General features: G+C 61.5%; 27 protein-coding genes. 5 read left to right on the forward strand and 22 right to left on the reverse strand.

The annotated features are described in order from the left end of the window. Window positions 1-111: 111 nt before the first annotated feature. Complete coding sequence (dusA, locus tag J5274_RS14315) at window positions 112-1,125, reverse strand: tRNA dihydrouridine(20/20a) synthase DusA (protein WP_142829178.1); 1,014 nt, start codon at window positions 1,123-1,125, stop codon at window positions 112-114. Window positions 1,126-1,393: 268 nt separating this feature from the next. On the opposite strand from dusA, the gene J5274_RS14320 reads away from it, so the two are divergent. Further along, entirely contained in the window at window positions 1,394-1,939 is a 546-nt protein-coding gene (locus tag J5274_RS14320) for a hypothetical protein (RefSeq protein ID WP_202617098.1), read from the forward strand. A 445-nt stretch (window positions 1,940-2,384) separates the two neighbouring features. Here the strand turns inward: J5274_RS14320 and J5274_RS14325 are convergent, their stop codons facing one another. The 3 genes from J5274_RS14325 to J5274_RS14335 all read right to left on the reverse strand — a co-directional run bounded on the left by J5274_RS14325 (window position 2,385) and on the right by J5274_RS14335 (window position 3,556). Continuing rightward, a complete protein-coding gene (locus J5274_RS14325; protein WP_142823066.1) occupies window positions 2,385-2,585 on the reverse strand; it encodes a hypothetical protein in 201 nt (66 codons plus the stop codon). 223 nt (window positions 2,586-2,808) lie between these two features. After that, window positions 2,809-3,030: a hypothetical protein gene (locus tag J5274_RS14330; protein ID WP_111218049.1), complete on the reverse strand. Its 222-nt coding sequence runs from the start codon at window positions 3,028-3,030 to the stop codon at window positions 2,809-2,811. A gap of 46 nt (window positions 3,031-3,076) precedes the next feature. Next, window positions 3,077-3,556 carry a DUF2938 domain-containing protein gene (locus J5274_RS14335; protein WP_142823067.1) on the reverse strand — a complete coding sequence of 160 codons (480 nt, stop codon included), beginning with the start codon at window positions 3,554-3,556 and terminating at the stop codon, window positions 3,077-3,079. A 211-nt stretch (window positions 3,557-3,767) separates the two neighbouring features. Between J5274_RS14335 and J5274_RS14340 the strand changes: the two genes are divergently transcribed. After that, a complete protein-coding gene (locus J5274_RS14340; protein ID WP_142823068.1) occupies window positions 3,768-4,970 on the forward strand; it encodes an amidohydrolase family protein in 1,203 nt (400 codons plus the stop codon). 21 nt (window positions 4,971-4,991) lie between these two features. On the opposite strand, the gene J5274_RS14345 is transcribed toward J5274_RS14340, so the two are convergent. Next, window positions 4,992-6,053 carry a prolyl oligopeptidase family serine peptidase gene (locus tag J5274_RS14345; RefSeq protein ID WP_142823069.1) on the reverse strand — a complete coding sequence of 354 codons (1,062 nt, stop codon included), beginning with the start codon at window positions 6,051-6,053 and terminating at the stop codon, window positions 4,992-4,994. 285 nt (window positions 6,054-6,338) lie between these two features. Between J5274_RS14345 and J5274_RS14350 the strand changes: the two genes are divergently transcribed. Together J5274_RS14350 and J5274_RS14355 are read left to right on the forward strand one after the other, a co-directional pair. Then, window positions 6,339-7,031, forward strand: a complete 693-nt coding sequence (locus J5274_RS14350) for a fumarylacetoacetate hydrolase family protein (protein WP_142823070.1) — start codon at window positions 6,339-6,341, stop codon at window positions 7,029-7,031. Between the two features lie 13 nt (window positions 7,032-7,044). Then, window positions 7,045-7,575: a gamma carbonic anhydrase family protein gene (locus J5274_RS14355; RefSeq protein ID WP_209183965.1), complete on the forward strand. Its 531-nt coding sequence runs from the start codon at window positions 7,045-7,047 to the stop codon at window positions 7,573-7,575. 82 nt (window positions 7,576-7,657) lie between these two features. Here the strand turns inward: J5274_RS14355 and J5274_RS14360 are convergent, their stop codons facing one another. The 17 genes from J5274_RS14360 to J5274_RS14440 form a co-directional block, all read right to left on the reverse strand. Next, window positions 7,658-7,840: a hypothetical protein gene (locus tag J5274_RS14360; protein WP_142823072.1), complete on the reverse strand. Its 183-nt coding sequence runs from the start codon at window positions 7,838-7,840 to the stop codon at window positions 7,658-7,660. 73 nt (window positions 7,841-7,913) lie between these two features. Continuing rightward, window positions 7,914-8,870: an alpha/beta hydrolase gene (locus J5274_RS14365; protein ID WP_161990934.1), complete on the reverse strand. Its 957-nt coding sequence runs from the start codon at window positions 8,868-8,870 to the stop codon at window positions 7,914-7,916. Window positions 8,871-9,058: 188 nt separating this feature from the next. Then, window positions 9,059-9,994 carry a lipid A biosynthesis lauroyl acyltransferase gene (locus J5274_RS14370; protein ID WP_142823074.1) on the reverse strand — a complete coding sequence of 312 codons (936 nt, stop codon included), beginning with the start codon at window positions 9,992-9,994 and terminating at the stop codon, window positions 9,059-9,061. A gap of 3 nt (window positions 9,995-9,997) precedes the next feature. Then, window positions 9,998-11,026: a zinc-binding dehydrogenase gene (locus J5274_RS14375; protein WP_142823075.1), complete on the reverse strand. Its 1,029-nt coding sequence runs from the start codon at window positions 11,024-11,026 to the stop codon at window positions 9,998-10,000. Between the two features lie 198 nt (window positions 11,027-11,224). Further along, window positions 11,225-12,511 carry a beta-ketoacyl-ACP synthase gene (locus J5274_RS14380; protein WP_142823076.1) on the reverse strand — a complete coding sequence of 429 codons (1,287 nt, stop codon included), beginning with the start codon at window positions 12,509-12,511 and terminating at the stop codon, window positions 11,225-11,227. Window positions 12,512-12,516: 5 nt separating this feature from the next. Beyond that, window positions 12,517-13,725 (reverse strand): beta-ketoacyl-ACP synthase, encoded by a 1,209-nt coding sequence (locus J5274_RS14385; RefSeq protein WP_142823077.1) that lies wholly within the window; start codon window positions 13,723-13,725, stop codon window positions 12,517-12,519. A 42-nt stretch (window positions 13,726-13,767) separates the two neighbouring features. Next, window positions 13,768-14,241, reverse strand: coding sequence for a 3-hydroxyacyl-ACP dehydratase FabZ family protein (locus J5274_RS14390; RefSeq protein ID WP_219274646.1), 474 nt, complete (start codon window positions 14,239-14,241; stop codon window positions 13,768-13,770). Between the two features lie 119 nt (window positions 14,242-14,360). Then, on the reverse strand, window positions 14,361-14,639 hold the full coding sequence (locus J5274_RS14395) for an acyl carrier protein (protein ID WP_007814022.1): 279 nt from the start codon (window positions 14,637-14,639) through the stop codon (window positions 14,361-14,363). A gap of 123 nt (window positions 14,640-14,762) precedes the next feature. Further along, window positions 14,763-15,191, reverse strand: a complete 429-nt coding sequence (locus J5274_RS14400; protein WP_142823079.1) for a L,D-transpeptidase — start codon at window positions 15,189-15,191, stop codon at window positions 14,763-14,765. A gap of 143 nt (window positions 15,192-15,334) precedes the next feature. Continuing rightward, entirely contained in the window at window positions 15,335-16,315 is a 981-nt protein-coding gene (gene cbiB, locus J5274_RS14405) for an adenosylcobinamide-phosphate synthase CbiB (RefSeq protein ID WP_142823080.1), read from the reverse strand. Continuing rightward, a complete protein-coding gene (gene cobD, locus J5274_RS14410) occupies window positions 16,312-17,313 on the reverse strand; it encodes a threonine-phosphate decarboxylase CobD (RefSeq protein WP_142823081.1) in 1,002 nt (333 codons plus the stop codon). Before cobD ends, cbiB begins: the two co-directional genes overlap by 4 nt. Continuing rightward, complete coding sequence (locus J5274_RS14415) at window positions 17,310-18,614, reverse strand: cobyrinate a,c-diamide synthase (RefSeq protein ID WP_142823082.1); 1,305 nt, start codon at window positions 18,612-18,614, stop codon at window positions 17,310-17,312. Before J5274_RS14415 ends, cobD begins: the two co-directional genes overlap by 4 nt. Continuing rightward, complete coding sequence (cobA, locus tag J5274_RS14420; RefSeq protein ID WP_142823083.1) at window positions 18,611-19,450, reverse strand: uroporphyrinogen-III C-methyltransferase; 840 nt, start codon at window positions 19,448-19,450, stop codon at window positions 18,611-18,613. Before cobA ends, J5274_RS14415 begins: the two co-directional genes overlap by 4 nt. A gap of 86 nt (window positions 19,451-19,536) precedes the next feature. After that, a complete protein-coding gene (locus J5274_RS14425) occupies window positions 19,537-19,917 on the reverse strand; it encodes a hypothetical protein (RefSeq protein WP_142823084.1) in 381 nt (126 codons plus the stop codon). After that, window positions 19,896-20,309, reverse strand: a complete 414-nt coding sequence (locus J5274_RS14430) for a hypothetical protein (protein WP_219274647.1) — start codon at window positions 20,307-20,309, stop codon at window positions 19,896-19,898. Before J5274_RS14430 ends, J5274_RS14425 begins: the two co-directional genes overlap by 22 nt. A 221-nt stretch (window positions 20,310-20,530) precedes the next feature. Further along, complete coding sequence (locus J5274_RS14435) at window positions 20,531-21,478, reverse strand: nucleoside hydrolase (protein WP_142823086.1); 948 nt, start codon at window positions 21,476-21,478, stop codon at window positions 20,531-20,533. 127 nt (window positions 21,479-21,605) lie between these two features. After that, window positions 21,606-21,968 (reverse strand): cobalamin biosynthesis protein, encoded by a 363-nt coding sequence (locus tag J5274_RS14440; RefSeq protein ID WP_142823599.1) that lies wholly within the window; start codon window positions 21,966-21,968, stop codon window positions 21,606-21,608. A 197-nt stretch (window positions 21,969-22,165) separates the two neighbouring features. Here J5274_RS14440 and J5274_RS14445 point away from each other — a divergent pair, with 197 nt between their 5' ends. After that, complete coding sequence (locus tag J5274_RS14445; RefSeq protein ID WP_224127718.1) at window positions 22,166-22,951, forward strand: TSUP family transporter; 786 nt, start codon at window positions 22,166-22,168, stop codon at window positions 22,949-22,951. Window positions 22,952-22,960: the final 9 nt, after the last annotated feature.

Below are 22,960 nucleotides of genomic sequence, written 5' to 3' on the forward strand. Positions count from 1 at the left end.
CTTCGTCTGGCGGGCTGACCGTTCCGCCCACTCTCCCCCCTTGTGGGGGAGATGTCCCGCAGGGACAGAGGGGGGAGATCTGGCACCGCAACTTACTTGCCGGCGACGCCGTCAGGCCGAAAGCGCCGTCGGCTCGGCGGGCGAGAAATCCACGGCGGCAAAGGCGGCGGTGATGACCTCCGGCCCTGCGCCCGGCTTGGCCGCATCGCTCGACAGGATCTGCCGGAACCGTCTCGCCCCGGTCATGCCCGAAAACAACCCGATCATATGGCGCGTCACCTGCTGCAATCGTCCGCCACCGGCGATGTGGGCGCCGGCATATGTCATCATCGTATCGCGCACCGCCATCCAGTCTGGCGCACAAAAAGGCTTGCCATAGATGCGGTGGTCGACATCGGCGAGAACCGCCGTATCGCCATAAGGCGCCCTGCCCAGCATGACGCCATCCACATGGCGCAGGTGCATCTCTGCCTCGTCGAGCGTCTTGATGCCACCGTTGATGCCGATGAACACATCCGGAAAGCGCTGCTTCATGCGGTAGACGAAGTCATAGTCGAGCGGCGGGATATCGCGGTTTTCCTTCGGCGACAGGCCCTTCAGCCAGGCTTTTCGCGCATGGATCCAGATGGCGTCGGCACCGGCGTCGAGCACCCGCACCATCAGGTCCGGCAGCGCCACCTCGGGGTCCTGCTCGTCGACGCCGATCCGGCATTTCACCGTCACCGGCAAGTCTGTCACCGCCTTCATCGCCGCCACGGCAGAGGCAACAACATCCGGCGTCAGCATCAGGCAAGCGCCGAACGTGCCGGACTGCACCCGGTCCGAAGGGCAGCCGACATTCAGGTTGATCTCGTCATAGCGGTAATCGGCGGCAATCCGCACCGCCTCGGCAAGCTTGCCCGCATCCGAGCCGCCAACCTGCAGCGCCACCGGATGCTCCTCGGCATGATGCCCGAGCAGCCTGTCACGCGGCCCATGGATGATAGCATCCGCCACCACCATCTCCGTATAAAGCAACGCTTCCCGGCTGATCTGCCGATGCAAAAACCGACAATGCCGATCCGTCCAGTCGATCATAGGTGCGACGGCGAAGACTTTTTCGCCTTTAAGATATTGATTTGTCAATGTTTTTCCAACTGCACCACGCAGGACCACGCTGCGCCACGGCCATTTTGGGCCACTCTCTACCACGCGCAACCATTTGAATCCATTGGCAGTGACGCTGGGTAACTTTTGAACTGCACCAAGAACTGCACCACAGCTGCACCAATATTTTCGCCAACTGCACCATTCGTCCAGTCTATTCAACGGATTGTTGAATAGTGGATTCCCGGTCTTGTACACTCACCGCTGACACCAACAGACGCGGCCACGAGCCGCCTAGGAAAGGAATGTGAACGATATAATTACCCTCTGCGGGTCGGCGCGGTTCGAAAGGCTGTTCAAGGCTTGGAACGAAGCGCTGACACTCGCGGGGCACACGGTGTTCTCTGTCGCGGTCTACCCAAGCGACAAATCCGGGGTTAAGCAGTGGTACTCTGATGATCAGAAAGCTGACCTCGATGCAGCCCACCTCCGTAAGATCGCGGCGAGTGACTCGATTTTCGTTCTTAATATGTACGGGTACATCGGCTCATCGACGCTAGGCGAAATAGAGCACGCAAAACGTCTCGGTAAGAAAATCTACTTCTTGGAATCGTGGAAGGCGGGCAACGGGGTGTGTGACATGCACCATGAGTGGCTGCGCGACGACATGGAGTTGGACGGATTGCCAAGGTGCTCAGCCTCGCCCATCGACACTATGACATCACCCCACGACCCGGCGATCTTCTCTCCTTGGAGCAGTGACCTGCTCGGCCCGGGTGGGGCAAAGCGCTCGTCCCTGGTTAACCTCACCAAAGCGGCGGAACGCCCAACTGCACCAAGCTCAGAAGCCTGAGTAGCGCCCCATTGCGACACTCCCCCCAGCGGGCAGGTTTTCAGCCACTGCCCGCTAACCCGCAGACATTCCCCGCCACGCCCAGCCCCGCGTCACCCTTGGTTGAATCTGCACCAGTCGTTTAGCACAAATTGCACCAAAACTGCACCATCGACCTTTTGAAAATAAAGAGACGAATGATTTCAATAGCTTAAAAGCGCGCTGTACAGTCGATCATGGGGGCGACGGCGAAGATTTTTCCGCCGGATGCATAGGGCGACGCTGTCGGCACGGGCGCCGTGTAGGTGGATGGGGAATTCATTGGCATTTGGTTTGGGATCTTCATGTCGGGAGCGCATGGCCCTTGGGCGCGCGTGCATCGCTGTATATAGCGGACCCGACAAAAAAGCGAGGCCCGGCCGGGCATGAAACCGACCGGGCCCTGTGATGTTTGGAGATCGGTGCTTTAGATAAAGGCAACCGGCATCTGTATCGGCGCGCGCTTGGCGCCGTAGTCGCGTTCGTGCGACGAGAGATTAACTTGCTTTTCCTGGGCGAGGACCAGAGCTTCGAGTGCCGGATGCAGCGCTTCTTCGCGGGAAAAATCGATGGCATCGACTTCGATGGAAGCGGCGCGCTTGCGGGCGTTGAAGAAATTGAAGATCATGGTCGGGGCCCTCCTGATAGCTACCGGATAAACGACGCATGCGCCGTCTTCGTTCCCTTCCTAGCATGTGAGTCGTTAAAAATTAACCATGCTGCACTGCACTAGGAAGAGCCATCAGCATAACCCGCAACGAAGACAGCGACGCGACAGCAGCAAGGCGGAAATCGGGCGTTCCCGAGGCCATCCGAAAAGGCGAATTCGTCGTCTGACACGAACTAAATCTTTAGTCGTCGAACTCGAACTTGTGCTTGGAAAGCTGCCACTCGCCGTTGGCATCCTTCTCAACGCGCTTGTTGCCGCGATAGAAAATCGGCTTGTTGACGCGCTTGTCGATGGCATAGCGGCTCGGCGTCCATTTCGCCTTGGGGTCGGTCCCGGTCACCGAGGCCAGCGCCTCCTTGAACTTGCCTGCCTTGTACAGCGTCATGAATTCGTCGTCGGCCATGTCAAAGTCTCCTTAAGCGTCGGCGGCGCGCGCGCCGCCCGTAAATTCAACGGATCAGCAGCGCCGTCCCATACAGCCCGAAGCCGAATACCGTGTGAGCCACCAGGTTGAGCAGGCGAGCCTTGTTCGGATTGGGCGTCTTCGATGCTGCCCAGCCGATGCCAAGCCCCGGCTGCAGCAGGAACCAGCCAGCCGCCACGGTGACGATCGCCCAGATCCAGGCAACCAGGAATGTCGGCGCCTGCAGCCAGCCCGGGCCGGTGATCGCCACCAGCAGGAAGGCGTAGGCGATGCCGACAGCATAGTGGCCGATCCAGCCGAGCGCCAGTTCGTGGGCATAGGGCGCGCTCGCATTGATATCGTCGTGAAACACCGTGCCATGGCTGAGGTGATAGAACCAGCGGCCGACCGGCGCCCAGTTCGGCATGCCGCCGCCGGAAAGCCGGGCGTAAAGGATCGCCCAGAGATCCATGAGGATCGTTGCGCCAATGCCGATGACAAGGCAGCGCCAGAAAATGTCGACCATGTGAAATCCGATAATTTGGGACGCCGGAAGCAGGCGCGCACCAAACCATAGGCGCACCGGCGAAAGCAATGCCCATCCGTCGAAGCCGGCCAAAAGAATCGCCTCGCCCCAAGCTTTCAGGCCTCCGATCCGGCTGCCCTTGCTGTCGCCGTCGCATTATTGCGCTACAAAGCCTCAGAAGACGCGCACGCCCCTTGCGAAGGAGAGAGATTTGACCGCCATCGACACGCTTTTCACCCATGCCCGGCTGGACGACGGATCCTTCAGCGACATCGCCGTCACCGGCGGCCGCATCGTTGCCATCGGCGCCAGCGGCAGCCTCGGCACCGGCGCCGGCACGACCGTCGATCTCGGCGGCGCGCTCGTGGTACCCGGCTTCGTCGAAGGCCACATTCATCTCGACACGAGCTTCTACGGCGGCCCGTGGATTTCCCACAAGCCTTGCACCGCCGGCTTCGACGTGTACGAGCGCGTCGCCTTCCAGCACCAGAACCTCGCCATTGCCGAACCGATGGACGTGCGCGCCAGAAAGCAGCTCGAGCTTGCCATCGGCAACGGCGCCACCGCCATGCGCAGCCATGTGATGGTCGACGGCTCCGTGGGCCTCAAGCACCTCAAGGAGATCCTGAAGGTGCGCGACGAGTATGCCGGGCTGATCGACATCCAGCTCGTCGCCTTCCCCCAGAGCGGCATCCTGAAAAGCCCGGGCACACCAGGCCTGATGGACGAGGCGATTGCCATGGGCGCCGATGTCGTCGGCGGGCTCGATCCGGCCAGTTTCGACCGTGACCTCGGCGGCCATCTCGACGTCATCTTCGACATTGCCGAGCGCCGCGGCGTCGATATCGACATACACCTGCACGATGGTGGCACGCTCGGCCAGTTCACCATCGAGGAAATCTGCGCCCGCACCCGCTCGCTGTCGATGGAGGGCCATGTCGCCGTCAGCCACGCCTATGGCCTCGGCGACCTCGCCCCTGACGCGGCAAAGCGCGCCGGCGAGCAATTGGCGGCCTCCGGCGTGTCGATCATGACCAACGCGCCCGGCAACCACGCCTTCCCGCCGGTAGCGCTGCTGCGGTCGGTCGGCGTCACCGTCTTCAGCGGCAGCGACAACATCCGCGACAGCTGGTGGCCCTATGGCGATGGCGACATGCTGGGCCGCGCCATGATGATCGGCTACCGCTCCGGCTTCTACACCGACGAAGACCTGCGGGCCGCCTTCGACGTCGTCACGACCTCGGGCGCCAAAGCGCTGCGGCTGGAGGACTATGGCCTGACGGTCGGCTGCCGCGCCGATTTCGTCACGCTGACGGCCGCCCATGTCCCTGAAGCCGTCGTCTCCGTCCCAAAACAACGCTCCGTCTACAAGGGCGGCAGGCTGGTGGCGGAGAACGGGATGGTGGTGCGGTGAGGCGGTGGCTCGCTCCTGTCCTTAGCGACCCGAACCAAGCTCTCGCTTGAAGGCCGCCGTCACGATGTCGATCAACTGCCTGTGGATGGCACTCCTGGAGCGGCTGCCGCCATCCCTGCAGATCGGATCGCCGATCTCCTTTGCCGTAGCGGTCTCTTCAGCACCCGGCTTGCATTCGGCGAACATGCTGAAATGACTGGAATCCGGGATCGTCGAGTATCTCGACTTTAAAATCGCCTTGGCAACTCCGGCCGCATCTGCGGTGACTGGAATTGTACCGGGCTTACCGAGATTGACGATCTCGACGGGAATGGAAATTTCCGCAAACGTCCCGGGCTGGAAAACGCCGATCGGCGCAGGGTCGATCGCCATTGCAAATCGAATGCGCCTGTCTTCGCTCTGACGGCCGGCGGACTGCATATCCATGGCATGAAGATCGACACCGCTTTGGCGAACCCAGTCGCAAAGCGATGGGTTGAGCGCATCTGTGTCGCAATAACTTGCCAGCCGCTGCGGATCGATCCGGGCACCAGCCAGCGCCAAGGCTGTGCTGCCGCCCGCCGACAAGCCCAGTGCACCTGTCTTGCCGCTTTCCAGATGCTCTTTGAAAAAGGCGTCTTTCCCGATTGCATCCAGCGTATCGCTGATATCGCCAGGTCTCAGCCAAAGTTTCATCGTCTCCGCTGCGGATCGCCCGGGCCCCGAATTGCCGGGGTGGTTGGGGGCGGCCACGATGAAACCCTCGCTAGCCAGTGGCGCTGCGAGCCAGCTCAGCGCCGGCGCGTTTCCGGCGATACCGGCGCCATGCGAAAGCAAGACAACGGGAAATGCACCCTCCGAGATCGGAGCGCCAAGCATGGCAGGCGTTCCCACGGAGAACATGCCTTCTCCCAGCAGCATGGATTTTCCACCGAGGAGCGCCGGGTACCAGACGATAACGTCGAGGTCGGTGCCGCGCTCAGGCGACAGTGCGGAAATTTCGCGCACTCCGACATTCTCACTGGCCAGGGCTCGCTGCTGCGCCGGCATCGTCAAAACTGTAGCCGTGCCCAGCATGGCGATCGCTTTTAGTGGAGAAAGCATATTGGTCCTCATGCTTGCGAGCGCCGGGGAGTAAGGTTCCCCGTTTCGTGGCGGAGAGAAGGCCGGCGCGCTTCGAAGCACAGCATCGACCACTGTCCTCAACCACGCGACCCGGATCGCAATCCCGGACGTCCGAAATCGCGATCAAGGTCCATGCCGGCGCCACGTTGCGACCGCAGCCTTCGCACACCCGTTTAAATCATCACGCAAACGGCACCACACAGTGCTGGATTTGTTGCCGGAATCGCGAGACAACAGGCTCTGATCAGTGAAAGAGTTTGCGCCATGACCGACCTTGCCACCGTCATTCCCCTGCCCCATCCTACCCTTCTGCCTGTCGATGGAATGGCTGCGACCTTTCCGGTGCGGCGTGTCTATTGCGTAGGCCGAAACTATGCCGACCACGCCATCGAGATGGGACACGATCCCAGCCGTGAGCCGCCTTTCTTCTTTCAGAAGAATGCCGACAATCTTCTCGTCGGCAGCGACTTTCCCTATCCGCCACTTTCCAGCGACGTTCATCACGAGGTCGAACTCGTCATCGCGCTGAAATCCGGCGGCAACGATATCCCGGCCGAGGCGGCGCTCGATTGCATTTACGGATACGGTGTTGGCATCGATTTCACCCGCCGCGACCTGCAGGCCATTGCCAAGAAGGCAGGCCGCCCCTGGGAGGTTGCCAAGGCATTCGAGCATTCGGCACCCGTCTCAGCCCTGGTACCCACCGAGCGCATCGGTCATCCTAACTCCGGCGCCATCTGGCTCGAGGTCAATGGCGAGCGCGTGCAGAACGGCGACATCGAGCAGATGATCTGGAAGATCCCAGAAATCATCGTCGAACTATCGAAGCTGTTCACGCTTACCGCTGGCGATGTGGTCCTGACCGGCACGCCAGCGGGCGTTGGCCCTGTCAGCAAGGGCGACCGTATTACCTGTGGCGTCGATGGTGTCGCCACGATGTCGCTGACCGTCATCTAACCGGGAGAACGCCATGCCGATCTATATGCTGGGAGGACTGACCCCGAAAACGCCGCCTGCCGGACGCTACTGGCTGGCGCCGGATGCGTCGATCATTGGAAAGGTCGAGCTTGGCGAGGACGTCGGCATCTGGTTTGGGGCGGTCTTGCGGGGCGACAACGATCCGATCGTCATCGGTGCCCGGACCAATATCCAGGAAGGCAGCATGGTCCACACAGATGCCGGCTTTCCGGTCGTCATTGGAGAAGGCTGCACGATCGGTCACCACGCCATCGTCCACGGCTGTACCATCGGCGACAACACGCTGGTCGGCATGGGCGCCACCATCCTTAACGGCGCGCGCATCGGTAAAAATTGCCTTGTCGGCGCCAATGCGCTGGTGACGGAAGGCAAGGAATTTGCCGACGGCTCGCTGATCGTCGGTTCGCCCGCAAAAGCGATCCGCCTTCTCGACGACGCCGCCATAGAAGGCCTGCGTCGCTCGGCAACAAGCTACGTCGCCAACTGGCAGCGTTTCGCACGGGATCTGAAGCTGGTCGATTAAAAATCAAAAGCGCGCTACAATCTCTGAGATCAGCGTGTCACGCTTTACCACTGTTCCCGGACATTTCTCCTTTAGACATGCCTCAGCGTTTGTCCTCGGGGGATTTGTCGAGGGCACGATCGAAACCCTTTTCCGCCGTCTTCTTCAGTTCTTCGCGATGGGCGTCGGCCTGTTTCGGGTCGCTCCGCGCCGCATCGCTTGTGGGATCCAGCTTTTTCGCGTCGACGTCGTTGTTGTTGTTGGCTGCAGCCTTGTCGTTGGTCATTTTTTTCTCCTAGTTGCCATCCCCAACCATAAGCGATGCCATAGGTTCCAACGCAGCTATCAGCTTATGGACCTCACACGGTCGGCAGCATGCCATTCAACCGCAGCCAGGTCTCTACCAGCTGGGTCCAGCTGCGCACCGATGGCCGGGTCTTGCCCATGCCCCAGCCGTGGCCACCGGATTGGAAGATGTGAAGCTCGGTGTCGACATCGGCGGCACGCAGGGCGCGGAACAGCATGAGGCTGTGGTCGACGGGCACGATAGGGTCATCCATTGCATGCGCGACGAAGGTCGGCGGCATGTCTTCCGTGACGTGCTGTTCGACTGAAAAGGCCTCGCGCATGTCTTCTGTCGGCTTCTTGCCGCAGATCTTCAAACGGCTCATGGTCTGGTCGAACGGTGCCATCATCGTCACGACCGGATAGAGAAGCGCTGCGAACGCGACATCGCTCGGCGAACTGTCGATTTCGTCGGTTTGCACGTAGAACTGCTCGGCGGCCTTGGTGGCCAGCATCCCGGCAACGTGGCCGCCGGCGGAAAAGCCCATCACGCCCAGCCTTGCCGGATCGATCCCGAGGCGTTTCGCCTCCGTATGGAGGATCTTCATCGCCCGGATACCGTCGAGGAACGGCGCATGGATGCTCCAGCCCTCCTGCGGCACGCGGTAGACGAGTTCGACGGAGGTGATGCCACGCGACGCGAAGTAGATGGCAGCCGGCGTGCTTTCGTTGACGATATCGACGCGCGCATATCCGCCGCCCGAACACATGAGCATCGCTGCCCCGGTCGGCTTGTCCGGCTTGTGGATGATAATGCGCGGCAGCGAGATCTGTGTCAGCGACCCGCGCGGCGTCAGGTTCTCGCCCTGGCCCGGACCGGCGCCACCCGGAGGTGGACCCGTCCAGAGGTTGATCACCTCGATCGTAGAATTCTGGGCAGGGTCTGGCGTGGCCGCCACCGCTGCGGTTGTCGTCGTCTGGACGGCTGCGGCTGCAACTGCCGCGCCAACCAGGAAATTTCGTCTTTTCAAATCCATCATCCCTGCCCCGTCAGAAGCATATGACTGAACTATGTCACGAATTTATTTCGAATAACGACTATAATGCACTGCAATATGGATGGTTGCTTTTTAGCATCGATTTTCGACGACTTTTCCACAATCGCAATTTTTGACATCCACTCGGATCAACTAGGTACAATGGACGTAACCCATTGATATCATTTCAAGACGTGCTTCTTGATATTCCACCGGTCATGATACCAGAGCCATTGCTCCGGATTTTCCCGTACCCAGCTTTCCACCTTGTCGTTCATCATCTGGGCAGTGGCCGGCAGATCGAGTGCGCCGGTATCGGTGCGCGGCAGCTCCATCCTTGGCTCGATTTCCAGCCGGAAGCGATTGTTCGGCAGCCGCACGCAGCGGGCCGGATAGACCTCGCATTCGAACTGCCGCACCAGCTTCGGCAGCAGCGGATTGGTCTTCACGTCGCGGCCGAAGAATTTCGTCCGCAGTCCCTTGCGGAATTTCTGGTCGACGAGCACGCCGACGCTGCCGCCCTCGTCCAACTGGCGCGCGAGCGCAAAGGACGAGCCGGCATGCGAGGGAACCAGATGACCCATCCGCTTGGCGCGGAAGTCGTAGACTTTCTTTGCGACATAAGGATTGTTCGGAGGCCTGAAAAGCACGGTGACTTCAAGCCCGAAGGCGGCACTGGCCACCGGCAGCAGTTCGAAATTTCCAGTATGGGCGGTAAAAACGATGAATGGCCGTGGATTGTCGCGCAATTCCAGAAAGATCGGGACGCCGGAAACCTCGATGCGGCCCGGCTCGGTCTTCTCGGGATCGAAGTCGAAAAGGCGGTCGAGGAACACATATTCCGCCGCCAGCCGCCCCATGCTCCCCCAGCTGGCAAGCGCGATTGCCTCGATCTCCGCATCGCTCCTTTCCGGAAAAGCATTGCGCAGATTGGTGAGCATTAGCGCATGACGACGCGTACGCGGACCGACCTTGCGCATCAGCCAGTCGGCAAACCGTATGCCGCCATCAGCTGGAAACAGCTTCAGGAAATTCAGGAACCCAAAGGCCAGCTGCGCGATCGACCATTGGCGAAAGTGCCGGAAGGCCAGTACGATCCGGGTGATGAAGAGCTTCACCGGTCAATCCATCTTCAGGATGATCTTGCCGAAGATCTGCCGCGACTCCATCCGCTCAAGCGCCTTGTCGATGTCGTCGAAACGTACTTCCGTGTCGATGACGGGATGCACGTAGCCGCGCGCCATCTTCTGCATGGCATCCGCCATGTTTTCCATGCGGCAGCCGAACGAGCCCATCAGCTTCAGCTGCTGCTGGAACAGCATCATCAGGTTGATCTCAGCCGACACGCCGGATGTCGAGCCGCAGGTGACGAGCCGACCGCCGCGCTTCAGGCAGAACATCGACGGTCCGAACGTGTCCTTTCCGACATGCTCGAAGACGACGTCGACGCCCTTCTTCTTGGTGAGCTTGCGCACGACCCCTTCGAAGCGGTCGACGCGATAATTGATGACATGATCGGCGCCAAGAGCCTTTGCCCGTTCGATCTTATCGTCGGAACCGACCGTGGTGATGACGGTGCAGCCGATGTTCTTTGCCAGCTGGATCGCCGCCGAGCCGATACCGGAGCCGCCGGCATGGATGAGGATGGTCTCGCCGGACTGCAGTTTGGCATTGTCGAACAGCATGTGCTCGACGGTGCCGAAAGTGACCGGGGCAAGCGCTGCCGCAATGGCATCGACGCCGGGAGGCGCCGGCACCAGCAGACGGGCCGGCAGGTTGACCTTCTCCTGCGCAAAGCCGTCGAGATGAAAGCCGTGCACGCCGCTGACGTTTTCACAGAGATTATCGCGGCCCGCGCGGCAGTGATGGCAAAGGCCGCAGGTGCGCGCGCCATAGATCGACACCAGCTGGCCCGGCAATACGCTGGATACGCCAGGGCCGATAGCCTCGACGACGCCGGATGCTTCGGCGCCGATGACAAGCGGCATCTTGCGCTTGGCAAAGGCCATGCCGCGCCATCCCCAGACGTCGATATGGTTCAGCGCCACCGCTTTGACGCGCAACGTCACCTCGCCGGGACCGGGCGCATCCGGTTCAGGCAGGTCGGTGATTTCAAGCTTGCGGTCGTCGACGAGTTGCAAAGCACGCATGGAAAGGCCCTCCGCCCGAAGGCGTTATCAAGTAAATCGTGTGGCGACAGGCTCTAGAGCATTTCGTCCAGAACTGGAAGCCATTCCGTTGGCAGTACGCGGATGCCGGCGCAAAGGATCACGCATCGGGCCGAATGAAAACAGCCGCCCTCTCGCAAGGCGGCTGTGTTTCAAACAAACTTGCGTCATTCTCGGCCTCTAGGCCGGATCGAGCGCCATGACAAGGCTGGCATTCTGCCCGCCGAAGCCAAACGAGTTCGACAGCACCGCGTGGACCTGTGTCTCGCGCTTGACATTCGGCACCACGTCGAGGTCGATGCTGGTGTCTGGGATGGCGTAGTTGATGGTCGGCGGCAGCGTACCCGTCAGCATCGTCTGCAGCGAGAACACGGCCTCGACGGCACCGGCAGCAGTCAGCGTATGGCCGATCATCGACTTGTTGGACGACACCGGGATCTTGGCCAGCCGCTCGCCGAAGACGGCCAGCATCGCACCATATTCCATCTTGTCGTTTTCCGGCGTCGAGGTGCCGTGGGCGTTGATATAGCCGATGTCGGTCTCCGCCATGCCGGCATCCGCGAGAGCCGCCCGGATCGTAGCAATGGCCGGCGCGCCGTCGGGTGACGAGCGGGTGCGATGAAAACTGTCGGCCTTGTCGCCGGCGCCCTTCATGATGCCGAGGATTTTTGCACCACGGGCAACAGCTGATTCCAGCGATTCCAGCACCAGCGTCGCAGCACCCTCGGCAATCACGAACCCGTCCCGGTCCTTGCTGAACGGCTTCGATGCCTTGGTCGGCGGATCGTTCTGGGTCGACAGCGCCGACAGCAGCGAAAAGCGGATCAGCGCCTCGGCGCTCAGCGAGCCGTCTGTCGCAACCGACAAGGCCCGCTCGGTGCGACCCTGGCGGATCGCCTCGATCCCGAGCTGGATTGCGGTGGCGCCCGAGGCACAGGCTGTCGACAGGGTTACCGGCAGACCGCGCGTGCCGAAACGGTCGGAAAGACGCTCCGAGATGGCGCCGAACGAGGCGGCCTCGTGGAAGGATGGATCCGGACGTTCGCGCATGGCGGCAAGAAATCGCTCATAGGCATCGCCCGGGTGATCGGCCGGCGGCGAGCGATCGCCAAGAGCGAAACGGGCGCTCCATTCCGGTTCGATCGGCGGCGCGGCCAGGAACAGCGGACCGTTGAAATCACCGGACAGGCCAGCCTGCGCCAGCGCCTCGACGGTGGTCTCGCGGGCAAACGCATAGGAGCGCTCGACGGCGTTGGAAATCGGCACCTCGATGAAATCGACGGTACCGGCGATGCGGGTCGAGATGTTGTCGGTCGGAAAGCGCGTGATGGCGTGGATACCGGAAACGCCTGATGTCAGCGCATCCCAGTTGTCCTTCAGGCCCTGGCCGAGCGAGGTGATGATGCCCATGCCGGTGACGGCAACGATCGGGCGTCCGAGATGGTCCCTATAGGCTGCAGCTGTCATGCTCATCACTCCTGAGGCTCAGTGGACAGGACGGCAACGCCCTCGCCGCGCGTATGTCCGACGGTTGTCACGATCGCCGTCCGGGCGGCTGTGCCCATCGGCTTTTCATGGTTTGGGTCGAACGCCGGCACCTTGGCCTTGTTGGCCAGCGCCAGTGCGGCAAACGCGATGCCGAGCGGAAACTGCGTTTCGAGCCCGTGTCCGGTCACGCCGCCATAGCCACGGATCGCCGCTTCCGGAAGCGCCTTGTCCAGCACTGCCTTCTCGCGGGCTGCAATCTCGTGGAGGCCGGAGCTTCCGGAAAACACGATTGCTTCGCTGCCGGAACCCATGGCGGGCTCGAGCAACCGCTCGAGGCGAGCCTCGAACCTGCCGTCGTCGCGGTTGCCGCGGTCACCCTCGATCGCGTCGATCGTCGCATAGATATGGGCACCACGGCTTTCGGCGTGGGCCCGGGATTCCAGAACCAGGAAGGCTCCGAGCGAGCCGACGATCATGCCGCCGCCGCTGCCCTCGCGACGCGACCACAAGGGCTGCCAGTCGCCGACGCTGTGGCCGCCGATCGATTCGAACAGCAGGATCATGTCCAGCCGCTCTGCCGAAAACGCGCCGCCGACCAGCGCATGGGTGGATTCGCCGGATTTGATGCGGTGAAAGGCGGTCTCGACCGCCGATATGCCGGCAGCCTCCTCGCCCATGAAGGTCCGCGACGAGCCGGTGACCTTGTGGACGATAGAGATATTGCCTGCGAGCAGGTTTGAAAGCTGGGCGAGAAACAGCGTTGGCCGTAGCTCTGTCGTCAGCTTTTCGTTGAGCATCAATTCGCGGTCGTTGCGCTTCAGGCCCTCGTCGACGATCAGCGTATCGACATTGATGTCGCGCTCGCCACCGCCGGCAGCAACGATCATGTCCATCGCGCCGCATGCCTCGAAATTGTCCTTGAAGCCGGCGTCGTCGAGCGCAAGACCGGCGGCAAAGACGCCGATGCGCTGCCAGTTCTCCATCTGCCGCTGGTCACCGCGCTTGGGGATCTGCTGCGACCAGTCGATCTCTGGCAACGGGTGCACGGGATAGGGCTTGAATTTTTCTGTCTCGACGATGACAGCCGGCGATGTGCCCGATGTCAGCAGCGCAACATGCGCATCCTTGCCGACGCCCTGGCAGGTTACGATACCGACGCCTGTGATGACGACGTCATTGGGAGCCTTGCTCATACATCAATCCTTTTCGGCTGCGTCGCGGATGGCCAAACCTGTTCAGGCGCTGGCAGCAATCGCGTCGAGAAGCCCGACTTCCGTGGCGCGCTTGCGAACAATATCGGCCAGCGGCACCTCATTAAACGGCAGCGTGCGCAGCTTCAACTGCGCATCGCAGACCTTCTTGCCGGCGACAGTGATCTTCGCCTTGGTGACAGCATAGCCGGATCCGCCATGTTCCAGAATGGCCTCGATATCGAGTACCGCATCCGGCTCGACGAAGGAACGCATCTTCGCGCCGTCGACGGTCATCAGGAACGGCATCGCGGCAAAATTCGTGGCGGCCAGAACGAGCATGCCGGACGCCTGCGCCATGGTCTCGATCAAGAGGACACCCGGAACCAACGGCATTCCGGGAAAATGGCCTTCGAAAACCGGACTGTTGGACGGCACGACGGAGCGCGCCCTCAAGATACCCTTGGACAGGTCGACGGACTCGATCCGGTCGATCATCTGGAAATATTCCAGCAGCATGGTGCTCTCCGGTCCGACCCGCGAGAAAAAGCAAAGCGGGTGGGAGATAGTGCTTGGAACAAAACCGCCCGGCCGTCCTATCAAAGGCGGCAGGGCGTTGGCAAAGATGCAGCGGTGGCTCAGGCCTTGGCGGCGCGCAACTCATCGATCTTGGCGCAGAGATTCTTGAGGACGAAATACTCCTCCGTCGAGACCTTGCCTTCGTTGACTTCCTGCGTCCACTTTTCCAGCGGAATCTTGATGCCGAATTCCTTGTCGATCGCAAACACGATATCGAGGAAATCGAGGCTATCGATGCCGAGATCGTCGATCGTGTGGCTTTCCGGCGTAATCGTCGCCCGGTCGATTTCGCTCGTTTCCGCGATGATGTCGGCAACCTTATCGAATGTAGCAGTCACGCCAGTACCTCTTCAAATGATCTTTCGATCTTCGTCATAGGGAAATCCGTCTCAAAAGCCAATGGCCTGCGCGACAGCCTGCCCAAAATTTGGGACAGTGTGTCAGGCAGGGCGGTCACTGGCTTATTGGCTGATGATAATGCGTGTGTTCTCAAGCCCGGCTTGGCTCGCCATAGAGAAGAACACAGCAGCATTCGCGGTCTGCAAGCGGACGCAACCGTGAGACGCCGGCCGGCCGAGACGGCGGACCTCGGTGGTCCCATGCACCGCATAGCCGCCGTTGAAGAACACCGCGAAGGGCATCGGGGCGTTGTCATACTTCTTCGAGTGATGGTCGCGGGACAGCCACTTGGCGGTATAGTTGCCGGTCGGCGTGACATAACCCGGCCGGGCCGTCGAGACTTTCCACTGATAGCGGGTGATGCCGTTTTCGCTGACTGTCATCGTCTGCGCGGCAATGTCGATCCGCGCCAGGAGCGCCGAAGCATCGGCAGACGCAGCATAAAAACCGAGGCAGAGAGTTGCCACAGCAGCAGGAATCGTCGTCTTCATGATTTTCCCCTCGGTCGTTGCTTCGGAGCGAGCAATTTCGACTGGGAAAGGAATAGCACGAAGTTTTCTATATTGAATTAATTTGCACGACGCGCGCTGCCTAATTATTATTTGTGGATCGGGCGCAAATCTTTATTGAGAAATTAAAGTAAAGCGAGAAAACCCGCAAGCACGGCCAGCGCCAGTACGCTGCAGGCCGTGTAGAAGATGGCCACGCCCGCCTCGACATCGCTGACGGTCGCGGTATCTCGCCCGGATCCGTTGATCATCGGCTCCCGCACGGTCTCTCCGGCATAGATACGCGGACCCGCCAGCTGTATATCGAGAGCGCCGGCCATGGCTGCCTCCGGCCTGCCGGAATTCGGCGAACGGTGCAGACCACCGTCGCGCGCGGCGATGCGAAAGGCATTGTTGAGCGCCGTCACACCACGTCGCACCATCGCCCCGAGGGCAATCAACAGGATCGACAACCGCGCCGCCGGCCAGTTCGCGACATCGTCGAGCAGTGCCGACGCCCGGCCGAAATCGATATAGGTCTCGGATTTGTGGCCAATCATCGAATCGGCCGTATTGAGCATTTTGTATAGAAGCAGGCCCGGCAGGCCGAAAACCGAGTACCAGAGCACCGGCGCCACCACGCCATCGGAAAAATTCTCCGCCAGGCTCTCGATGGCCGCCCGACAGACAGCGGGCTCGTCGAGCGTCTCGGGATCGCGACCGACAATGCGCGACACCGCGCGCCGTCCGCCTTCGAGCCCCTCCTGCCGCAATGCCTCCGAGACAGCAATGACATGGTCGGCGAGGCTCTTCTGGGCCAGGAAAACCGCCACCAGCACCGCTTCGATCAGCAGACCGAGCCAGCCGAACATCCCGAGCAAAGCATGCAGCACGCCACCGGCAAGTGCACTCAGCGCCAGCAAAGCCAGTATCGACACGAGACCGTTGCGACGACGGTCTGCGGCCGAAAGCCGCGTCAGATTATAGCGCTTGTCGACAAAGCTGATCGCCTTGCCGAACAGCACCACCGGATGCGGCAGTCTCGTCCACAGCCAGTCTGGATCGCCGACGATCCGGTCGAGCAGCAGAGCCAATACGAGGATGAGCAGGTGTTCGTCGATGATCATGATGTCAACCCGGTGAGTGCCGATGCCAGCCGGCGATCCTCTGCCGCATCGGCCGTCAGCCCGAAACGCAGCCACTCTGCGGCATAGTCGAATTTGCGGACCAAAATGTGATGCCGGCAAAGGTGCTCGTGAATCGCACCCGCCCGGCTGTCGGCAACGAGAGCGAACAGATCGGTCCCGCCGGTAACCGATAGCCCCGCGCCGGCAAGCACCGAGCGCAATGCAGCGCTGCGTTCGGCCAGCCGCCTGCCGATTGCTGCCGTATCTCCGGCAAACACGTTGGCCGCCAGCGATAGCGCCGGACCCGAAACTGCCCAGGGTCCGAGCCAGTCCTCAAAACGTTCCTGCAGGAAGGGATTGGCGATCACGAAACCGAGCCTGATACCGGCCAGCCCGAAGAATTTTCCGAACGACCGGAAGACTATCAGCTTGTCCATGCCGGACGCCAGCGGCGTAAGGCTCGCCTGCGGGCTGCCGTCTCCAAATGCCTCGTCGACCACCAGCCAGCCATCCTGCCGGCGAAGTCGATGCTGGAGCGCCACCAGTTGGTCGGGCATATGAACGCGACCATCCGGATTGTTGGGATTGACCACCACCACCAGCCCATGCGCCTCCGTGACGGCGTCGAGATCGGCGATCTCATCGACGGCAAGGCCAGCCAGCGAAAACACGCGCCTGTACTCGCCATAGGTCGGCCCCAGCACCGCGACGCGCGTGCCCTCGGCCACCAGACGCGGCAGCAGTTGGATGACCGACTGCGTCCCCGGCACCGGCAATGGCCGGCAATCGCCACTGCGGTAATAGGTCTGCGCAGCCGCCCTGGCGCGCTCCACCAGATGCTGGTCCGGCAGCCGGTGCCATGCGCTCGCTTCTATCGGCGGGATCGTCACCAGGTTGGGGTTGATCCCTGTCGACAGGTCGAGCCAATCGTCGGCGTCACCGCCGTAGAGATGCGCCGCGGCAGTGATGCCGCCGCCATGGGCGATCCTGCCGCTCATCCGGCCTCTCCGGACAGGTCGATCAGGTGCATGTAGGAACCGGCGACATTGCCACGCTGCAGGCCGGCCGTGCCGAGATCGTTGTCCAAGGCATCGGTAACGGCAAACAGCGGGTCGGCATCGCCTTCGGACACCAGCGTCGAATAGTGGAATTCATGCGCTTTCATCGGCGCCTCGAAGAAACTGCCCGGCAATGGCGTGACGCGGCGATAGCCCAAATGCCGCTTGCGCGTCTCGTAGCTGGTGACGACCGGCAGCAGCCCGAGCATCGCATGGCGCCCACCGGCTGCATCGATCAGTTCCTCACCGAGCGTCATATAGCCGCCGCACTCGCCGAAAATCCTGACGCCACGCTCGGCCGCCTCCCGCATGGCGGAGCGAAACGCACTGGCCGACGCGATGGCCCCCGCGTGCAACTCCGGATAGCCTCCGGGCAAATAGATGGCATCGGCGTCTGCCACTGGGGCCTCGTCGGCAAGCGGCGAGAAGAACGAGATCTCCGCACCGCGTCGCCGCCAGCCCAGCAGCATGTGTTCATAGGAAAAGGCAAAGGCGATGTCGCGGGCGACTGCGATCTTCTGGCCAAGCGGCGCCATACGGTGAATGTTGGCAGGAGAGGCCTTGGCACGTCCGGTACCGGCACGCATCAGCAGATCGAAATCGCACTCGGCGGAAACAGCCGCGGCGGCACGCTCGATAAACTCCTCGAGCCCCGAGTGTTCGCCGGCCTGCACCAACCCCAGGTGACGCTCCGGCACCGCCAGCCCCGGATCGCTGCGCACTACGGCGACGACGGGCATGCCGATTGCCCGCAGCGCCTGTCGCAGCATCAGTTCGTGGCGAGCGCTGCCAACCCGGTTGAGAATGACGCCGACGATGCGGATGTCGGCGCGAAAATTGGCAAAGCCGCTAACGAGCGCCGCCACCGATTGTGACGTGCGCGCCGCGTCGACGACGAACACCACAGGCAGAGACAGCATCGCCGCCAGATCGGCCGCTGTACCCTGACCATCGGCAGCGCCGTCGAAGAGGCCCATCATCGCCTCGACCACCAGCATCCTGCCGCCTTCCCGGTGGAGGGCGGCATTGGCGGAGATCAGTTCCGGGCGCATGCCCCAAGGGTCGAAATTGAGGCAGGTCGTCCCGCTCGCCGCCGCATGGAAGGCGGGATCGATATAATCGGGTCCGGCCTTGCCCGGCGCCACGGCAACGCCCCGATTGCGCAGCGCCCGCAAGAGCCCGAGCGTTATCGTCGTCTTGCCCGACCCGGAGGACGGCGCCGAAATCAACAGCCCGCTCATACTCGCACCTGTCTCGGTTCGCCGATGCTTTCAGGCACCAATGTGCGCCCGGAGAGTGCGCCCAGCCAATCCAGCGATGGGCGCAGCCCTACCACCGCGCCGATGACGACGATGGCAGGCGGCAAGAGACCCGCGCTTGCAACATCCGCCTCGGCAGATCCGAGCGTCGTCTCCAGCACCTGCTGGCGCGGTGTCGATGCATTGCAGACGAAGGCGACAGGCTCGTGCAGCGACCGGCCGGCAGCAATGAGATTGGCAACGATCTGGGAGATGTGTTTCATCGCCATGTAGATGACGATCACAGGCGACCCCTTGCCGATCGCCTGCCAGTCAATGGCATCCGGCACCAGCCCCGACGAATCATGACCGGTGAGGAACGTCACGGCGTGATTGACGTCCCGGTGGGTCACCGGAATGCCGGCATAGGCAAGTCCACCGATCCCGGCGGTGACGCCCGGCACGATGCGGAACGGGATGCCATGCTCTACGAGAACCAGTGCTTCCTCGCCGCCACGCCCGAAAACGAAGGGATCCCCGCCCTTCAGCCGCAGCACCCGCTTGCCGGACCGCGCCAACTCGACCAGTCGCAGCGAAATATCGCGCTGCTTTGCCGAAGGCTTGCCCCCACGCTTGCCGGCATATTCGAGCACGGCACCGGCACCGGCGAGCCTAAGGCAGGCATCGTCGACCAGTGCATCGTGGACGATAACATCAGCCTCAGACATAGCCTTTGCAACCAGCAGCGTCAGCAAGCCCGGATCGCCCGGCCCCGCCCCGGCCAGCCAGACGCTGCCCGGCTCAAGGGTTGGCAATGTGGAAAACAGGGTTTGGTTCATGCGGCTGTGTTAGGCGTGGGAGGGCGGAATTGCAATATTGCGGCAGAAGATCGAACCGGCCGAGAGGCGCCATAACGCGGTGATCTCTACGCGGCTATATTCGACCTGATCAAAACGCCATCCGGCAAGAACATGCCGTCAAATGTATTTCCGGAAACGTTCGCAGCGCCGATATTCGGCATTTTCATAAATTTTGCCATAGACCGAACGACGGATTTGGTGTCGGCGGTGAACTCTACCATCCCGACATCGAGGCCGCCGAGATCATCGCGATGTTTCGATATCGTATCCGCGACAGTATGATAGAACGCTCGCTTGTCGGTGATAGACTTCGCTGGAACGATCCAGAGTTTCCAGCTTTCGGCTTCAGAAAAATTGACCCACATCGCGAAGCGTGGATTGACCGGAGTCTCGTCCAGATACCTGACGAGATCCTGACCACTCTTCACCATCGTTCCCTGATCCATGGCAGAACTCCTCCGGTTTCATCCATCACGGCGGCTATCATCACCTGAGCCGTGCCCAGGTCCTTTAAGCCGTATCGATCGTCAGGCTTCCACTCGCAAACGATCGCCCAATTTACGGCAAAATCTTTGTTGGCATCCTGTGCTTGCTTCAATTCGGCCGACAGGCCGGCAACCCTGATTAGCTTTTGTAGATCATGATCATATATCGACCTTACAAAATTAAGCTCGGGAATCGTTTCCGCTGATATCTGCTTCGCGATGCAAGCCTTAAGCCCGATCTCCACCGCATATCCCGCTAGATAGTAAGCATTCGACGCCCTGCGATGGGCCAACAGCAACTGGGCATCGTTGATCTTTGCTTGAGCAACACGTTGCAGATCGTCGCGCCTCACAGCGAACATCTAGGGAAGCCCAAAGACCTAACGGACATCTCAGTCTCCCCGGTCAAACATGAACGCGATTAGTCCAAACGGTCAGCGATATCCATCGTCGCACCGATCATGAATAATTCATACCACAGAAGGCCATTGCAACCATAGCGCTACATGAGGAGTAATGCGATCCATCTTTGTCCTTGGGTAAAAGGAGCGTCCTTGGGGTGCCCCCTACCCAATCACCCCACGATCACATCCCGGATCAGATCCACGACCTTCTCCGACTCGATCCCGACACACACCGTCTGGCTCGGCAGTCCGTCCCATTGCCCCGGGGGGAAGTGGCGGCCGTCGGGCTTGACGATGGTCTGGCCGTCGGCGATGCCGCCGCAGACGACGCGCACGGCACCTGATATCGATGTGAAGAGGTTGGGGGCGACGATATAGGCGCTGGCGCAGCTGTCGTGCACCATCATGCCGTCCTCGACCGCGTGCTTGTAGAAATCGATGTAGGACTGCGAGAGGTCGGCGAGCAACTGTACGTCCTTGCCGCCGGCCTTGGCCATGTCGGCGAGATAGCCGCGGCTCATTGTGGTGATGGCGGTCACGTCGAGGCCGATGAGCACGACCTTCCAGCCAGCCGTCATGACGACGTCCGCAGCCTCGGGATCGCCGTAGATATTGGCTTCCGCCACCGGCGAGACATTGCCCGGCACGTAGAAAGCGCCGCCCATGATGACGACGTCCTTGACCAGTCCGGCAATCTCCGGATCGTGCTTCAGCGCCAGCGCCAGGTTGGTCATGCGACCGACGGCGACGAGCCGCACCTCGCCGGGATTGGCCCGGACAGTATCGATGATGAACTGGTAGGCCGGGCGCGGATCGATGGGAAGATCGATGGTTTCCGGCACAGCGATATCGCCGAGACCGTTGACGCCGTGCACATGTGTCGGCCAGCCATGCTCCTTGCGCGATGGATCGAAGGTCGCGTCGGCGCCGCGTGCCACCGGGCATTCGAAGCCCCATTCCCGCTTCAGGAACAGCGCATTGCGCGTCGTCGTGTCGACCGAGGCATTGCCGAAGATGGTGGTGACGCCGATCAGGTCGATCTCGGGATGACGGTGCAGGAAGAGCAGCGCCATTGCGTCGTCGACGCCGGGATCAGTGTCGTAAATGACCTTGTGCATGGAAATTCCTTATCGCGGCACGGAGCCGGCAGCCATCTCGGCCAGCGGCGAAAGACGTTACCATACCGGCGCCGGGCGGTTTCGCAATATCGCAGATGCCCCGCCGGCACGTCGTCCAGCGCGAAATTCAAACGACGACGGCAATTGCCACGGTGGCGAGCGCGGATTTGAGTTTCGGCACGATGAGCACGGCCTCAGGCCCCGCCCCGGCCAGCGCCGCAGCCTCCGCGACACCATGGCAACCGATGAGCGCGAAAATCTTGTCGGAGGGATTTTGCAGCCGCGGCGTCTCGCACTCAAGCCGCTCGGCATCGAAAAACAACGCCGGAATGCCGTAATAGGCCGCAACGGCAAGGATAGCCGGCTCCTGCGCCTTGCCGTCGATCGAGGCGAGCGCCTGGAGGTCACTGGCATCGAGACCAGCTCCGGCGAGGGCGCACTTTGCCAGGGCCAGCAATTCGCCTTCCGGCGCTCCGCTCTCGCAGCCCATGCCGATCACAAGGCGGGACCTGCCGGACGATTGCCGATCGGAGGACGAATGGGTCACGCAGGCTCTCTTCGGTAAGGATGGCGATCTTTCTAGGCTTCAGCGCGGCTCACGTCAATTTTGGTCGCCCCCGCAAACAACGATTGCAGCCGGCAAGCGCGGGTGCCAGAAGACGCTCCAGTGAAATCGGATGGCCCGCCGTGCAAGACATCTCCCTTCAACTGCTCCTGCTTCTGTTCATGGCAGCATTCTTTGCCGGCTTCGTCGATTCGATTGCCGGCGGTGGCGGATTGATCACCGTGCCGGCCATGCTGATCGCCGGCATACCGCCGCTGCAGACGCTCGGCACCAACAAGCTGCAAAGCATCTGCGGCTCGGCCTCGGCGACCATCGCCTACGCCCGCAAGGGCCATGTGCAATTGCGCGAGCAGGTGCCGATGGCAGCCATGGCGGCGCTCGGTGGCGTGCTCGGCGCGCTGCTGGCGACGATCATGCCAGCAGATCTGTTGCGCACCATCATGCCTTTCCTGCTGATCGCCATCGCTCTCTATTTCGCCCTGAAGCCCAACATCAGCGACGTCGAGACCCACAGGCGGATGACGGCGCTGATGTTCGGCCTGACCGTCGTGCCGCTGGTCGGCTTCTACGACGGCGCTTTCGGCCCCGGCACCGGCTCGTTCTTCATGCTCGGCTTCGTCAGCCTCGCCGGTTTCGGCCTGTTGAAGGCGACCGCCCATACAAAGCTTCTGAACTTCGGCTCGAATTTCGGGGCGCTTGTGGTCTTCCTGTTTTCGGGCGCCATCCTCTGGAAGATCGGCATCCTGATGGGCATCGGCCAGTTTCTGGGCGCCCAGGTCGGCTCGCGGCTTGCTATGCGTATCGGTGCGAAAGTCATCAAGCCGCTTCTGGTCGTCGTCTGCATCGCCTTCGCTATTAAACTGCTGGCCGATCCGAACAATCCCGTCAGGCTTTGGCTCGGCTACTAAGGGCTGCAG

Origin of the sequence: Rhizobium sp. L51/94 (assembly GCF_019355555.1) — a bacterium.
GTDB classification, from domain to species: Bacteria; Pseudomonadota; Alphaproteobacteria; order Rhizobiales; family Rhizobiaceae; genus Rhizobium; species Rhizobium rhododendri.